This is a genomic window from Tuberibacillus sp. Marseille-P3662, from assembly GCF_900178005.1.
In the GTDB taxonomy this organism is placed as follows: Bacteria; Bacillota; Bacilli; order Bacillales; family Sporolactobacillaceae; genus Marseille-P3662.
Window position 1 is genome coordinate 287,576 of sequence record NZ_FXBS01000006.1, and the last position, 15,970, is coordinate 303,545.

Sequence of the window (15,970 nt, forward strand, 5' to 3'; positions counted from 1 at the left end):
TGATCTGTTTGATCAAAGGGCTTTTGTGTGTTTAATTGTCTAGGATTGATTTTCTGTAGAGTCATCGGACCCTTCAGAGCCATCATCGGATCCTTCAGAGCCATTGGATCCTCCAGAGCCATTGGACCCTCCAGAGTTATCGGATTCTCCAGAGTCACCGGATTCTCCAGAGTCACCGGATTCTCCAGAGTCACCGGATTCTCCAGAGTCATCGGATTCTCCAGAATTACTGGATCCATTGGAGCCATCACCACCGGTTGGCTGATTTTCCGGTTTATCTGATTTCTCAGGTTCACCGGCGGTAAGCATGTTAGTTTTTCCTGATGTCTTACCTGTGATATCGACAGCAGCGACATAGTAACGGTTATATCCACCGCCCACTTGAAACTTATTAGCTTCGTTACTTCTTACGTGACCGATTTCTTTAAATGAGTTTGAATCACCTGATGCGCGATAAATTCGATAACCGACAACATCTTTTGATTGACTGTCTGACCACTTGAGAACGCCGTTTCCATATGACAAGCCCCCTGGTGCCGCTGGAGCCCCTTGACTTGGATTGAACTTCGCGCCGGGAACAGCTTTCCCCCATTGTTCTGAGGTGACTTGATCAATTGGTAAGTGAGGGTAACGGTCTTTTAAAAACTCTCTTGTTAATAAGCCGCCTTCACTTGTAAATTCAGCCGGTGTATTCGAAAGTGCAGCGACTTTTTGATCTTCACTGAGGTAGGCAACAGTTCCTTTGCCAAACGCGTCTTTACCTGATCCTGGCAAATGATCCGTGCTGAATAAACCTGACGCTGCAAAGCCAGCGTCTGCACAAGCATCGGTTAGGCTTTCCCCTGTAAGACCACAGAATGATCGCTTCACGATTCCGGTAGGCATATTAAACTGTTTATTAGTGTCCATCAGTTCCGGTTTTTGGTCATAGGCTGCATTGGCTAAGCCAGCCCAAAGCTTTTGTGTACGTAAGTCGTATTCACCTGTAAGTTGATATCGTTTTTCTTGTTTTTCGTAACCAACCCATGTGCTCATCGTCATATTTTGATTATAACCGACAAACCAGTTATCTAAGTAGTTATTAGTTGTTCCAGTTTTACCGGCAAGGTCTGAATTAAACTTCAGTCGCGGTTCAATATATGGGGCGGTTCCGCCATTTTCTAAAACAGCCCGCAGCATATCCGTAATCATATAAGCCGTTTGCTTCGAAAATACCTTCACAGGATCAACCTTATGCTTGTAGATTGATTTTCCATCAGCATTTGTAATGTTACTAATCATATAAGCCTCTTTAAATCGACCATCATTAGCAAAAGTTGTAAATGCATTCGTGTTTTCCGAATTATATACCCCTTTTGTTAAACCACCAATTGCTGATGCTGATACTTGACCATCTACGCCCGCGAGTGTTGAAAAACCCATTTTTTTAAGGTAATTCACTGGATGATAGCCTTGTCGAAGCGTTCGATCAAAAATACGAATGGCGGGCACGTTACGTGACCGATACAAAGCCCGTCTAGCACTTATAAACCCTTCAAATTGATTGTTGTAGTTGACTGGCTTGTAGTCACCTTTTACATACGGAAGGTCAGCTAGCAGACTTCCTGGCGAGATCACACCGTTTTCGATGGCTGGTCCATAATCCAGCAGTGGTTTCATAGTTGATCCATTCTGCCGCGGGATTTCCGTTGCAAAATTCCATTGTGACTTATCAAAACCTCGACCACCGACAAAACTCACAATCGCCCCATCGTTATTTCTTATAAGAGTTGAAGCCACTTGCATCGGCCATTTCTTTTTCGGATTGTCCTCATCAGCTATTGGCGCTTGATAGTTATCAAAATTCTGGATGACTTTCTGTTGGGCATCATAGACTTTTTTGTTAATGGTTGTATGAATGTGATAGCCCTCTGATGATAATTTTTTCTTAGCGTTATTAAGAAATTCTCTAAATAACTTATAGTTCTTTTTCGTCTTTTTCAAATTGCCATCATGACTTTTAGCAACATTTTTCATTGATTTGTCTAGGAATCTGCTTTCATAATCCCATTTTTGATAATTGTGATGAGCTGTTGCTAATTCTTCAGGCTTATACCCTTGCTGTTTAGCAAGGTGTTTAGCTATGATTTTTTCAGCTCTTTGACGAACTTCCTTAACAATATAAGGATATTTAGAGTATTCAGGGTCATTTTTGTCTTTAAAGTGTTTCTTATAATTATAGTCCATGGCTTTATGATACTGTTTTTTCGTTAAATATCCGGAATCTAGCATTCGTTTAAGGACAAGATGAGCACGATCAATGCCTGCTGATAGATCCTTTTTTAACTTACCTGAATTTTGATAAGGCGTATAGGTAAAAGGATTTTTTGGCAATCCTGCAAGGAAAGCGGCCTGTGGAATACTTAAATTTTTGGCTTTGACGCCAAAAATACCTTTGGCAGCTGCGCTAATGCCGGCAATATTTTGACCAGCTGCGTTACGACCGAAAGGAACGACGTTAAGATAGGCTTCGAGAATTTGATCTTTGTCGAAGTAACGTTCTAACCGCATGGATAATAGGATTTCCTTGGCTTTTCGATCAAAGGACACTTCATCTGTTAAAATTTGATTTTTAACGAGTTGTTGGGTTAGGGTGCTGCCACCGGTGACAATTGGCTGGTTTGTGAGTTCCTGATACGCCGCTCGAAAAACGGCTTTGGGAACGACACCAGAATGTTCATAAAAAAGATCATCCTCGGTTGCGATGAGTGCATGCTTTAGATGAGGTGACACTTTATCGATTGAAATTTCATTTCGAAATATATCCGAACGTAATTCCCCAAGTTCTTTGTTACCCGAAAAGTAAACGGTACTCGTTTCACTGTAATTGTAAACGGATTGGTTCATTTGTTCCTTACTAAGGACTTTCTGGTCTTGAACAAGCGATGCAAAGTAGCCAAATGCAAGCCCGCCGGCAAAGAATGAAAAAATAAGTCCGATACTGATAAAAATTAAAAACATGTTCCAAATGACTTTGTATGTAATTCGGCTTCCTTTTAAAATACGCTTGTCCCGCAGCCATTGAACGGCTTTGCGATAGGACGATTTTATTTGTTCTCTATTAAACGTCATGGGCCGGACCCCCTTTTCTATAAATCAATAGACATAACCCATCCTATCATATAATAAAAGATTATGGGGGAAATGAAAAGACCCACCCATTCTTCTTATCTATTTAAGATAAAGGCTCTGCTAAACGGGACTGTCAGTTCCAGGCATTCGCTGCGGAATCTTCAGCTGCCGCTTTGCTCGCAGGACTCTAGTAAAGGCATCTTGAGTAAGCGACGCTGAGGAACACACCAAGTTTAAGTGTTACGAACCTCAACGGTCTTCCTCTGCCATCAACGAAGTGCCAAAAATAAGAATGACCTTTAACATAGCCAAGATAAAAAAAGAAACTTGGACGATTGTCCAAGTTTCTTCTGAATCAAATATTAACGTGAGTAGTACTCAACGATAAGCGCTTCAGTGATTTCGGCAGGCAGCTCTGAACGTTCAGGGTAACGATCGTAAGACCCTTCAAGCTTTTCATCCTCAAAGCTTAAATACTCTGGTACAAAGTCGTTGAGTTCAACGGCTTCTTTAATGATACTTAAGTTTTGGGATTTCTCACGGACACCAATGGTTTGACCGGGCTTAAGACGGTAGGAAGGAATATCAACCCGTTTTCCGTCGACGGTAATATGACCATGAGAAACCAATTGCCGGGATTGACGGCGTGTCCGAGCAAGTCCTAAACGATAAACAAGGTTATCAAGGCGTGATTCAAGCAAAATCATGAAGTTCTCGCCGTGAACACCTTTCATCTTACCGGCTTGATCAAAAATGCTGCGGAATTGGCGCTCATTTAAACCGTACATAAACCGAAGCTTTTGTTTTTCCTGTTGTTGTAGACCGAATTCCGATTGTTTGCGGCGTTGATTAGCGCCATGTTGTCCGGGAGCATAAGGACGTTTTTCAAGTTCTTTGCCGGTACCTGTTAGAGAAATACCGTAACGACGCGCCTTTTTCCAAAGCGGTCCAGTATAGCGAGCCATAAAGACTCCTCCTTTGTCATTTTATTAACTGTATAAAATGACAGTTCCATCTAATAACTTGTTAACGAAGTCATTTTGTTTTCATGTACCTTCGCCCGACAGTGAAAGGGTTACGCAGTACACCTCTTTAATTATGAGGAACAAAATGAAGAGGGCCTTCATCACTCATTATTAGCCACTGTCTCATTTTACACAAAAACTATTATAGCTTTTGTAGTGGGGGCGTGTCAAGGTAATTAAATATGTTTTAACAACACATCGACAAATGATTCTAAATTGATTTGATCAGTTTCAGAAAATCGCCCGATGATCGGTGCATCAATATCGAGGACCCCAAACACTTCACCATTTTTAATAATGGGGACGACAATTTCTGATTGGGAATTGGCATCGCAAGCGATATGACCTTCAAACACGTTAACATCGTGGACGCGAACGGTCGTTTGTTGTTGTGCTGCCGTTCCGCATACCCCTTTACCTATGGGAATACGAACACAGGCAGGTAAACCCTGGAACGGACCTAAAACTAATTCGCTACCATCATGAACATAGAAGCCTACCCAGTTAATCTCATCAAGAAATTGATTGAGCAGAGCACTAGCATTTGCTAAATTGGCCGTGATATTGCTCTCACCTTCGAGCAAGGCATCGAGCTGTTTAAGGGCAAGCTGCCAATTGTTTTCGGATGCTCCTTGATATGAACTGACATTAAACATCAAAATCCTCCTTGTTTCATAGAAAAAACTTAAAATGATTGTTAGGAATTATAGAATGATGACTCCATTTGTCAAATTGTATTTAAAGGAATCGACCATGCACCGCCGAACATGTTTATATAAGGCGTAAAGATAGAATAAGGTGGTGAATATAGTTGAAGCACCCCCAAGAGCATACTAAAACCAAAATTCTTCAGACGGCAGGAAAACTTTTTAACATGTACGGCTTTCATGGAACGTCTGTTAGAGAGATTGCTAAAGATGCCCACGTTAATGTTTCCCTGATTTCCTATTACTTTGGCGGCAAACACTCATTATTAGAAAAACTTATGTCTGCTTTTTGGGAAGGTTATCTTGAAGTCATTGAAACATCCATGAATCAGCTTAGCACATTAAATATCACTGACAGGCTTGTCACCGTTGCAGATCGCTTGTTAACCTATCAAAGTGACAATACGTTCATGGCAAGATTTGTTCATAGAGAGATGACTACTGATTCGGTATTAACACGTGAACTCATGACGACGTATTTAATGAAAGAGAAGTATTTGTATGAAACGATCTTTGCTCATGCTGACAGCAAAAATGAGATGAACGCCGTATTCATAGATATGGTCATTATGCAGTTTAGGGAACTGATTAATTTGCCATATATGCAGTCCCAATACATTCAAAAAGTTCATTTCTTTCAACTAGATAGTCCCTATTTTCGAAAACAGTATCTTAAAGCCATTAGACAATGGGTCGAACAGACGGTCTCTCAAAGTAATGATGCCTCATCCCACGCCCAACGGATAACCAGCATATTATCCTAACCAGCCGCTAGTGACGGCTGGTTTTTTAGTACGGAATTGCTCTTATTAAATCATAAACTTAAAAAGGCATTCAAGCGATGAGGTGGAATCGGTTGATTTTTTTACTATATACGAGAAAATTTTTGAAAAATACTTAGTCAAATGACAGATTACATGATATCATAAAACTACAAAATCATGCGTTTTTCGGCACTTAGTGACAGATACTTGAATAGAAGTGCCTTAATATACAAAAGAAGCATTCATTTATTGTATGATTGTTCGTGTGAATGGGGGAATTTCCTATGTTTTACATAATCATTGGTTTTCTCTGCTTAGCCGTTATTCTTGTCGGTTACGGCTCAATCATGAGAAAACGCGTTTATAATCAAATTGACCGCTATGAATCGTGGAAAATTGACATCATGAATCGCCCGGTTACAGAGGAAATTGCCCGTGTTAAGCAATTGAAAGTTATCGGTGAAACAGAACAAAAATTTGAAGCTTGGCGATCAGATTGGGATGATGTTGTAACCGTCCAATTGCCGGCTGTTGAAGAAAAGTTATTTGAAGCGGAAGATTATGTTGATAAATTCCGGTTCAAACGGGCTGGTGCAGTTCTGAGTCGTATCGATGAAGATCTTAATGCCATTGAAGAACGGATTCGAGCGATGTTGGATGATTTAAATGAAGTCGTTGACAGTGAGCAACAAAATCGACAAGATATAACCGGGGTTAAAGAAAAGTACCATACGCTTAAGAAGCGATTAATCACCCATCCTGCAGAATTTCAAGATGCTGTTAAGTATTTAGAGCAGCAAATGCATGAGGTTGAAAATCAGTTTAAGCAATATGAGGCTGAAACGGACAACGGGAATTACATTAAAGCAAGGGAAGTTCTCGTTCATATTGAAAGCCAACAAAATCAAATCGAAGAATGGATGCAGATCATACCGAATCGTTATAGGGATATTAAAGTAACGATTCCTAATAAACTGAAGGAAATACAATCGGGCTATGAGGAAATGCTTGAGCAGGGATATGTGTTGGATCATTTAAGTGTTCAGGAACAAATTGATGAAATCTCAAGTCACTTGAAAGTGATGGAAGAGGGCATGAAACAAGGTGAAATCACCAAAGTATCGCAAAGCTTGGAAGATACGTTCGGTCAGTTTGAAGTGATGTATGACGCTCTTGAAAAAGAAGTCAATAGTCGCAAGGCATTTATGGAAACATCAGTAACACTGGAAAATGACATTCGGGTTGTCGGCGAAAAAATTAACACGATCGATCAAGAAACTCAGACGGTTCAGCAAACTTATCGTATTGACCAAGAAGATATTGAGGCGAAACAACAGATTGATAGGACCTTTAATCAGTTGCAGACGGAATTCAATGAGGTTCATCAAGCCATTAATGAAAAAAAGCGGGCTTTTAGTATCGTTCTTGAAAAAGTTGAAGACATGCGGATGCATTTGGAGACATTGCGGGAAAGTGCCAATGAATTTCATGAACAATTAAAGACGCTCAGAAAAGATGAGCTGATAGCAAAGGAAAACGTTAGTGAGCTCAAACAAAAATTGTTGGATGCCAGACGTATCATGCAGAAAGGTAATCTTCCAGGGGTTCCTGAATTTTACATAGACATCATTGACGATGCTCATGATATCCTTAATGAAGTGAGTAATGAATTAAATCAAAAGCCATTGGAAATGACGACTGTTAATCAATTACTGGAGGAAGCCTATGAAAAGGTTAACCACTCCTATGAAGCCAGTCAAACGATGGTCAACAACGCGGTGTTGTCGGAACGACTCATTCAACTCGGAAATAAGTATCGTAGCAATCAACCTGATTTAGATCAAGCATTACAAAAGGCTGAACAATTTTTTCGAAGTTATAATTACCAAGACGCTTATGAAGTTGCAGCGGCGGCTATGGAAGATATTGAACCAGATGCTGTTAAGCAGGTCAATGCGGATCTTGAGAATATTAGTTAATCCCCTCATAGCAGGGGATTTTTAGATGAAAAGGAGTTCAATTGAATGATTTATCTTGATAATAGTGCGACGACGAAACCTTATCCTGAGGTTTTAGATACATTCCGTCAAGTATCAGAACAATTCTTTGCTAATCCATCATCCCTTCACAGTTTGGGCGGGCAATCGGAGAATTTACTCAAAAAAGCTCGTCAACAAGCTGCCGGCCTGTTAAATGTCAAAGATAGCGAAATCATGTTTACATCAGGCGGCACTGAAGGAAACAATGCAGCTATAAAAGGGAGCGCCTTAACTTTCGGGCACAGGGGCCGACATGTTATTACATCAACGGTCGAACATTCAGCATCCTACGAGTCGTTTCGGCAGTTGGAGCAGCTCGGCTTTGATGTAACTTATTTGCCGGTTGATGATGAAGGCCGAATTTCTTTGGAACAATTTCAGCAATCATTAAGAGATGACACTATTCTTGTTTCTTTAATCCATGTTAATAACGAATTGGGGACCATCCAACCTGTAATGGATATTGCTAATATATTGAAATCATATCCAAAAACATTGCTTCATATTGATCATGTTCAGGGAATTGGTAAAGTTCCTTTGGATTTAAATCATGAAGGCATTGATTTTTGTACGATTTCAGGCCATAAATTTCATGGTCTTAAAGGGACAGGAATTTTATATGTCAAGGATGGCGTGAATTTATCATCGCTGTTATCCGGTGGCGGTCAAGAAATGGGCCGACGCGCGGGAACTGAAAATTTAGCGGGAATTGTAGCGTTGACGAAGGCCTTGCGGATAACATTAGAACACTTCCGAACCGACTTGTCATCTATGCAGCAAATGCTTATGAAAATTCGTGCTCATTATACGAATCGGTCAGTCGTTCAAATAAACACTCCAGAAGAGGGTGCTGCCCCCCATATTCTTAATATAACGGTCAAAGGCATCAAAGCTGAAGTGTTAATCCATGCATTGGAAGACCATGATATATATATATCAACGAAATCTGCTTGCTCGTCACAAGAAATGGGTGCCAGCCGCATTCTATTGGCCTCTGGCCTAAATAATGATGATGCCAACCAAGCGGTGAGAATTAGTCTATCATATAACAACACAATGGCAGATATGGATCAATTTCTGACCGTAATGGATGACAAAATCGCACAATTGCAGGAAGTTATGGGGTGAGACAATGAAATTCGATGAGTTAATTCTTCGATTTGGCGAACTTGGTTTAAAAGGGAAAAACCGTAAATTTTTTATTGATCAACTTTTTCACAATGTGAAAGAAGCGCTTCATTCCTTTGAAGCTATCCGTGTTAAGAAGCAATTTGATCATATTGAAATTGCTTTGCACGGGACAGCCTATGAAACCGTAGCCCATGCTCTAAGACATGTCTTTGGTATCCAAAATATGCGTCCAGCAGTGAACGCTGAGACGGATGTTGAGGCAATACAAGCAAAAGCGCTGCAACTTATTCAAGATTCTGAGTACCCAATTAACACTTTTAAGGTGAATGCTAAACGAAAATACAAACTGTTCCATTTAAATTCCATGGAATTAAATCAAGTCATCGGGGGCCATATTTTAAAATCAACAGATGGTATCACGGTTGATGTGCATCATCCAGATTTAGAAATCCAACTTGAAGTTATGAAACAGGTTACCCGCTTATATGGGCCTTATATACCGGGGGCAGGCGGTTTACCGGTTGGATCGAGTGGAAAAGTTTTATTGATGCTTTCAGGTGGTATTGATAGTCCGGTGGCGGGTCATTTAATGCACAAACGCGGAGCACAAGTGGAAGCGATCCATTTCCATAGTCCGCCTTACACCAATGACCGTGCCAGGCAAAAAGTGGTTGATTTAGCGGAGACAATGAAAGCTAACGGTGTTGATTTTAAATTGCATATTATCCCATTTACCAATACACAATTAGCTATTCGTGATCGCATGCCGGAAAACTACCGGATGACCATTATGCGCCGGATGATGATGCGGATGGCGGAGCGTATTGCGTTCCGAGAACAGTGTTTAGCAATTGCGACTGGCGAAAGCCTTGGACAAGTGGCCAGTCAAACGCTTGAGAGCATGAATACCATTAATGAAGTGACAAACCTACCTGTCCTAAGGCCGTTGTTATCAATGGATAAGCTGGACATTATGACAATTGCTAAAGACATTAATACCTATGATATATCTATCCGTCCTTATGAAGACTGCTGTACTTTGTTTTTGCCCAAATCGCCAAAAACAAAGCCTGATCGAGATCATGCTAGTCGGTTTGAAAAAAACCTGCCCGTTGAAGATTTGTTGCAGGAGGCTCTGACTGGTGTTGAAACGATAGAGATCGGCAAACAGAGCGATATCATTCAAGATCTCTTTTGATGAAATAATTACCATAAAAAAACTCGTACATTTTGTGCATGAGATTGGCTCAATCAACAGACTCTATAGGTACACAAGGAGGTGAGACATCATGGCAGACAACAACAGTAACCAAATTCTTGTCCCTGGTGTTGAGCAAGCTCTTGACCAAATGAAAACCGAAATTGCTTCTGAATTCGGTGTTAATCTTGGTGCTGACACCACTTCTCGCGCCAACGGTTCCGTTGGTGGCGAAATCACTAAACGTCTAGTTGCCCAAGCGCAACAACAGTTTGGTGGTCGCCAATAATTAAATAAAAAATGGCTTAAAGAGTGGCGGATATTCCGCCACTCTTTTTTTCTTAGGACTTTTTTTCGAAAAAAAGTTCAAAAAATTATCTGTTTTTAATACAATAGAAGGAGAGTGATTACAATTGGAGGGAGTTTTGTGGTGATGAATTTAATTGCACCGGAAAACTATAACTTAACAAGTGAAATGGATAAGTATGCCCAAGATAAGGACAAGATCGCGTTGGTTTATGAATCCAATGAAGGGCATGAAGAAACGTGGACTTATGATAGCTTAACAAAAAAAGCTAATCAATTGGCCAATGGTTTTGTTAAACAAGGGCTTGTCAAAGGTGACCGGATACTAATCATGATGCCGAGGTCTATGGAGACCTACGCTGTCTATATGGCGTCCCTAAAGGCTGGTTTAGTCATTATCCCTTCTTCAGAAATGTTGAGGCCTAAGGATTTAACGTATCGTTTGAATCATGCTGAGGTGAAGGCCGTTTTCGTTCATCATACGTTAATCAAGAATATAGACCAAACCTCACCTAGTCATTTGCAAATCAAAATGACCACAAAAAATGTCGGCGGTGATTGGCATTCAACACAAGGGTGGTATTTATCTGAGGATACATCATTTCAAACTGTGAATACAAAAAGAGATGATACCGCGATCATTTCTTATACAAGTGGTACGACAGGCAACCCTAAAGGTGTTGTCCATACACACGGTTGGGGCTATGCTCATCTCCGAACGGCGTCAAAAAGTTGGCTAAATATTGATGAGGGTGATCGCGTGTGGGCAACAGCTGGCCCGGGCTGGCAAAAATGGGTGTGGAGTCCATTTATATCGACACTTGGATCAGGAGCGACAGGATTTCTTTATGATGGTCGATTCGGTCCGGAAAAATATCTTGAATTATTAGAGAAACATCAAATTAATGTGTTGTGTTGTACACCTACGGAATACCGGTTAATGGCCAAGGTAGACAACCTAGATCAGTATCACCTCCCTGGTTTAAAAAGTGCTGTTTCCGCTGGAGAACCTCTTAACCGTGAAGTTATTGATACGTTCCGAAAATATTTTAATATTGAAGTCCGGGATGGATATGGGCAAACCGAAAGCACATTACTCGTCTGTACAACGATTGATATTGAGCCGAGACCGGGATCCATGGGAAAACCAACGCCTGGTAATCACGTAGAAATTATTCGTGAAGATGGTGATGCGGCAGATGTGGATGAAGTTGGTGATGTGGCAGTCCACGTTGATACACCAGCGCTATTTAAAACATATTACAAAGAGCATGAACGGATGCAAAAGGCACTTCGTGGTCGTTATTTTATAACCGGAGATAAAGCTAGGAAAGATAAAGATGGTTACTTTTGGTTTGAAGGCCGCGGGGATGATATTATCATTAGTTCGGGGTACACCATTGGTCCATTTGAAGTTGAAGACGCTCTTGTCAAACATGAAAAGGTGAAGGAATGTGCCGTCGTATCCAGTCCTGATGAAAAACGTGGTAACATCGTTAAAGCGTTTGTGATTCTTAGAAATCATGAAGATGCGGACGAGCCGGGAATCATAAAGGAATTACAAGACTTTGTTAAAGCTGCCACAGCCCCTTATAAATATCCGCGGGCCATTGAATTCGTGAATGATTTACCGAAAACAACTTCTGGAAAAATTCGCCGTGTAGAATTACGGGAGAAGGAACTTCAGAAACATGGGGTCTGACTTGATTGGTTAAAGCTTGAGAAGGAGAAGAAGTATGGGAACACTCTGGTTAGGAAATATTCGCACACTAAGAAATGCCTATGACCGGCAAGAAGCGATATATGTGGAAAATGGCATTATATATGAAATAGGCGCTGTTCGAGATCTACAGATAAAATATCAGGGACGGATCGATGACATTATGGATGTTCGTCCTTATGTCATTTATCCAGGATTAGTTGACAGCCATTTACATATTCTTTCACTTGGTGTTCAGCTGATGCGCCTGGATTTCACTACAGCGCGTTCATCGGTGCAGATGAAAGATATGATTGCTCAAGCAGCATTAGACACAGAGTCGGGACAATGGCTCTTGGGAGAAGGTTGGAATGAGAATGATTTTTCTGATCGAAAAATTTTTCACCGTCGTGAACTTGATGCCTTGGCTCCCCATAATCCCATAGCACTAACACGGGTTTGCCGGCATGCCATTTTAGCTAATTCACAAGCGTTGTCATTAGCCGGTATTACTAAGCATACACCCGATCCACCGGGCGGGGTGATTGTCCGCGATGATAAGGGCGAACCGACAGGATTATTATTGGAAGCCGCTCAACAGCTTTTAGATTATGCCATACCGGCTCTATCTACAAGAGATATTGAGTCTGCCTGCAGAAACGCTGTCAATCATTTGTTGTCACTAGGTTTGACCGGTGGACACACTGAAGATCTTAATAGTTACTGTGTATTTGAACCAGCTTTTTCTGTGTTCCGTCAAGTTGTTAATCATGAATATCCATTCAAAACCCATCTGCTCGTCCATCATCAAGCGGTTGATGCGATGTTCGAGGAAGGTTATTATTCCGGTTGGGAAGATGGTCACTTATCGCTAGGACCCATGAAGATTTTTTCTGATGGTGCTTTTGGCGGACGGACGGCCCTTCTGCGTCAGCCTTATAATGATATGCCTGATGTGACCGGTGTTGCTATACACAAACCGGAGGAACTGAAGCAAATGGTTCGGACGGCGAGGCATTATGATATGCCCGTTGCCATTCATGCTATTGGTGATCAGGCTTTGGCTTATGTTATCGACGCGATTGAATCTTTTCCGTGTCCTGAAGGACGACGTGATCGGATCATTCATGCCCAAGTCACACCGCCAGACTTGCGAGCACGTCTGCATCGATTGCCTGTCATTCTTGATTTACAACCTCAATTTGTACCGTCAGATTTTCCTTGGGTTATTGAGCGCTTAGGTGAGGAGCGGTTGGCACATGCTTATGCTTGGAAAACGCTAATAGATGACGGTATTGCTTGTGCTGGTGGTTCTGACGCTCCGATTGAGTTTGCCAATCCCTTGCTTGGTATTCATGCTGCCGTTACCCGACGAAAGTATGGTGAGGGTCACGCCGGTTTTTATCTTGGGCAAAGGTTGTCAATATACGAGGCCCTTAGGCTATATACTTATGGAAGTCAATATGCTATTGGCAAAGAAGACGTGCGCGGACAAATCGCTCCCGGCTTTGAGGCGGATTTCACCATTTTAGATCAGGACTTGTTAGATCTGGATGATCCTGATTCAATTTTAGATACTCATAATATGATGACCGTAATTGATGGACAAGTTGCCTACCAGAGAGATGCGTTTAACACCGATGCTGGCACGTCTTGAGTGTCGTGTCGTGCGTCAGGAGGGGGATTCAGGATGCTTCTGGAAATGCATGACGTTGATTTGAAACAAGATAAGCAAACACTTATTCACAATATGAACTGGCAGATTAAAGAAGGTGAGCATTGGGCGATTCTAGGATTAAATGGAGCAGGTAAAACAACATTGCTCAATTTAGTTTGCGGTTATCTCTATCCTACAAAGGGTGTTATTAGGGTTCTTGGAAAAACATTCGGCCGTTATCCCTTGCATGAGCTCAGAAAGAGCATCGGTTGGGTCAGTTCATCGCTCACGGATAAGATGAAATACCATACTGATGAAACTGGACTCGAAATGATATTAAGCGGACGATTTGCATCCATTGGGTTGTACGATCAACCAAGTGAATCCGATATTTCCAAAGCCTCAGATATTTTAACTCAGTTAGACATTGACTATTTAGAGAATCGAACGTTTAGAAAAATGTCACAAGGTGAGAAACAGCGTATTTTGATAGGAAGAGCTTTAATGGCTTCACCTCAATTGCTTATTTTAGATGAACCTTGTGGCGGTCTAGATTTTCTCTCTAAAGAAAAGTTATTGACTACTATTGAACAAATGGCCAATAAGCAAGAGACAACGATTATCTATGTGACTCACCATATTGATGAGATCCTTCCGATCTTTGAGCATACGTTGTTACTTAAAGATGGGACACCCTTTTCCAAAGGATCGACAAACGAACAGCTAACTTCAGTCAATTTATCCGCTTTTTGCCAAAGACCAATTGCGGTCAATCATCAAAATGGCCGGTTTCACCTCCGAATAAAAAACATAGAAGATATACACGAGCGTCACGCCTGAAAAAAGGCGGGCGCTTTTTTTATTTAGGTTCTTTTTGTATGGAGTGTTGATTTTTGGCCGCTTTCGGGATGTTCAAAGCATCTGACATTAAATAAAGTGTGTTCGACTAAAAAGATATTGTATCTGCAAGACCAAGTGCAATCAATAGGGAAGTTTTTAGTCAATTATTTGTTATCTAAAGCTAGTAAAGATAAGGTTTATTTTTATGCGCACAGTCGATAATGGAACAAGAATAGGGGATTTGCGTATGATCATTTTGAGCTTAATTGTGCTGCTGATGATTGCAATCACTTTGTTGGTCATCGGATTTATTATCGGTGTGGTTCGAATTAGCGTGGACTTGAAAATCATCAAGGATCGGGGCGAATGTCTCATCAAGATTTATATTTGGAAAATGAAAATTATGACTTTTGATATTCCTGAATTCAAACTTGATCCCGCAACGTTTAATCTCAAATATAAAAGTGAATCAGAAGCCTTGCATATGAAGAATGAGGATGAGAAGACCATTGATGAAAACGATGTGAAAACGTACTTGAATAAACATGAAAAATTAATTGATATCATAAAAAACTTCGACTTGGAAGCATCGACATTCATAAAATCCATTAATATTTACCATATTAAATGGTATACAGCATGTGGAATAGGTGATGCTAATCACACAGGGATGCTTATGGGACTTATTTGGTCACTAAAGGGATTTTTAGTGGGCTTTGCCACTCGTTATGTACACGTACCTGATCAACCTTTATTGGATATACAACCGGCTTACAATCATTGGACGTTTCAGACCCATTTTCGTTGCATCATCTCTTTTCGGCTTAGAAAGGCGATTTCGTTATTACTTAAAACCTATAAAGATGCTAAAAGAAGGAGGTCATCACAATGTCAGAACATCCAATCCAAGGTTTAATGAAAACAGCATTGGAAAGTCTGCAGGAAATGACAGATGTGAATACCATCATTGGAGATCCTATTGAGACGCCCGACGGCAATGTCATTCTAACGGTCTCCAAAGTCGGTTTTGGTTTTGCTGCCGGGGGTTCCGAATTTCAAATGAAGCAATCTTCAGGTCAAGGTGGTTCAAGCGACTCAAGCGACTCAAGTGACTCAAGTGAATCAAATGGGTCTCAGGGAAATTCATCTTTACCATTTGGAGGTGGGAGCGGTGGCGGTGTCTCAATCACACCAATAGCGTTCTTAATTGTCGGTCCACAAGGTGTTCGAACCATTCATCTTGACAATAGCACCCATATTTATGAAAAACTTTTAAACATCGCACCACAAGCTGTTGAAAAAATTCAAGAAATGCTGCAAAAGCAAAGTAAACAGCAAAACGGTGAAAAGAGCGGTCAGCAGGAAAGCGAAGGTAAGTCTTCCGGGCGCGGCGTTGTCCGCCACCGAAATCAAGAGGATGATGAAAGCTAACTGCGGTGAAAGGCAGTTAGCTTTTTTATTTGAAAATGTTTCTAAAACACGCTAATATGATA

Annotated in this window: 13 protein-coding genes; 10 read left to right on the plus strand and 3 right to left on the minus strand. The window is 41.0% G+C overall.

The genetic code is table 11. The annotated features are described in order from the left end of the window. Positions 1–39: 39 nt before the first annotated feature. The 3 genes from B9Y89_RS09945 to B9Y89_RS09955 form a co-directional block, all read right to left on the minus strand. Complete coding sequence (locus B9Y89_RS09945) at positions 40–3,111, minus strand: transglycosylase domain-containing protein (RefSeq protein WP_085523083.1); 3,072 nt, start codon at positions 3,109–3,111, stop codon at positions 40–42. Between the two features lie 362 nt (positions 3,112–3,473). Then, complete coding sequence (gene rpsD, locus B9Y89_RS09950) at positions 3,474–4,076, minus strand: 30S ribosomal protein S4 (RefSeq protein WP_085523084.1); 603 nt, start codon at positions 4,074–4,076, stop codon at positions 3,474–3,476. Positions 4,077–4,312: 236 nt separating this feature from the next. Then, positions 4,313–4,792: a GAF domain-containing protein gene (locus tag B9Y89_RS09955; protein ID WP_085523085.1), complete on the minus strand. Its 480-nt coding sequence runs from the start codon at positions 4,790–4,792 to the stop codon at positions 4,313–4,315. A 155-nt stretch (positions 4,793–4,947) separates the two neighbouring features. Between B9Y89_RS09955 and refZ the strand changes: the two genes are divergently transcribed. The 10 genes from refZ (at position 4,948) to ytfJ (ending at position 15,908) form a co-directional block, all read left to right on the plus strand. Continuing rightward, on the plus strand, positions 4,948–5,607 hold the full coding sequence (gene refZ, locus B9Y89_RS09960; protein WP_085523086.1) for a forespore capture DNA-binding protein RefZ: 660 nt from the start codon (positions 4,948–4,950) through the stop codon (positions 5,605–5,607). A gap of 284 nt (positions 5,608–5,891) precedes the next feature. Beyond that, a complete protein-coding gene (ezrA, locus tag B9Y89_RS09965) occupies positions 5,892–7,586 on the plus strand; it encodes a septation ring formation regulator EzrA (protein WP_176222174.1) in 1,695 nt (564 codons plus the stop codon). A 45-nt stretch (positions 7,587–7,631) separates the two neighbouring features. Continuing rightward, the gene (locus B9Y89_RS09970; RefSeq protein WP_085523088.1) at positions 7,632–8,774 is read left to right on the plus strand and encodes a cysteine desulfurase family protein; all 1,143 of its coding nucleotides are present in this window, start codon (positions 7,632–7,634) and stop codon (positions 8,772–8,774) included. A gap of 4 nt (positions 8,775–8,778) precedes the next feature. Continuing rightward, positions 8,779–9,975, plus strand: coding sequence for a tRNA uracil 4-sulfurtransferase ThiI (gene thiI, locus B9Y89_RS09975; RefSeq protein WP_085523089.1), 1,197 nt, complete (start codon positions 8,779–8,781; stop codon positions 9,973–9,975). Between the two features lie 91 nt (positions 9,976–10,066). Then, positions 10,067–10,264 (plus strand): alpha/beta-type small acid-soluble spore protein, encoded by a 198-nt coding sequence (locus tag B9Y89_RS09980; RefSeq protein WP_085523090.1) that lies wholly within the window; start codon positions 10,067–10,069, stop codon positions 10,262–10,264. A 144-nt stretch (positions 10,265–10,408) separates the two neighbouring features. Next, a complete protein-coding gene (gene mbcS, locus B9Y89_RS09985) occupies positions 10,409–11,983 on the plus strand; it encodes an acyl-CoA synthetase MbcS (protein ID WP_085524695.1) in 1,575 nt (524 codons plus the stop codon). Positions 11,984–12,017: 34 nt separating this feature from the next. Beyond that, positions 12,018–13,637: an amidohydrolase gene (locus B9Y89_RS09990; RefSeq protein WP_085523091.1), complete on the plus strand. Its 1,620-nt coding sequence runs from the start codon at positions 12,018–12,020 to the stop codon at positions 13,635–13,637. Between the two features lie 33 nt (positions 13,638–13,670). Beyond that, positions 13,671–14,477 (plus strand): ABC transporter ATP-binding protein, encoded by an 807-nt coding sequence (locus tag B9Y89_RS09995; protein WP_085523092.1) that lies wholly within the window; start codon positions 13,671–13,673, stop codon positions 14,475–14,477. A gap of 247 nt (positions 14,478–14,724) precedes the next feature. Continuing rightward, positions 14,725–15,393: a DUF2953 domain-containing protein gene (locus B9Y89_RS10000; protein WP_176222175.1), complete on the plus strand. Its 669-nt coding sequence runs from the start codon at positions 14,725–14,727 to the stop codon at positions 15,391–15,393. Further along, positions 15,366–15,908 (plus strand): GerW family sporulation protein, encoded by a 543-nt coding sequence (gene ytfJ, locus B9Y89_RS10005; RefSeq protein WP_085523094.1) that lies wholly within the window; start codon positions 15,366–15,368, stop codon positions 15,906–15,908. Before B9Y89_RS10000 ends, ytfJ begins: the two co-directional genes overlap by 28 nt. Positions 15,909–15,970 lie beyond the last annotated feature (62 nt).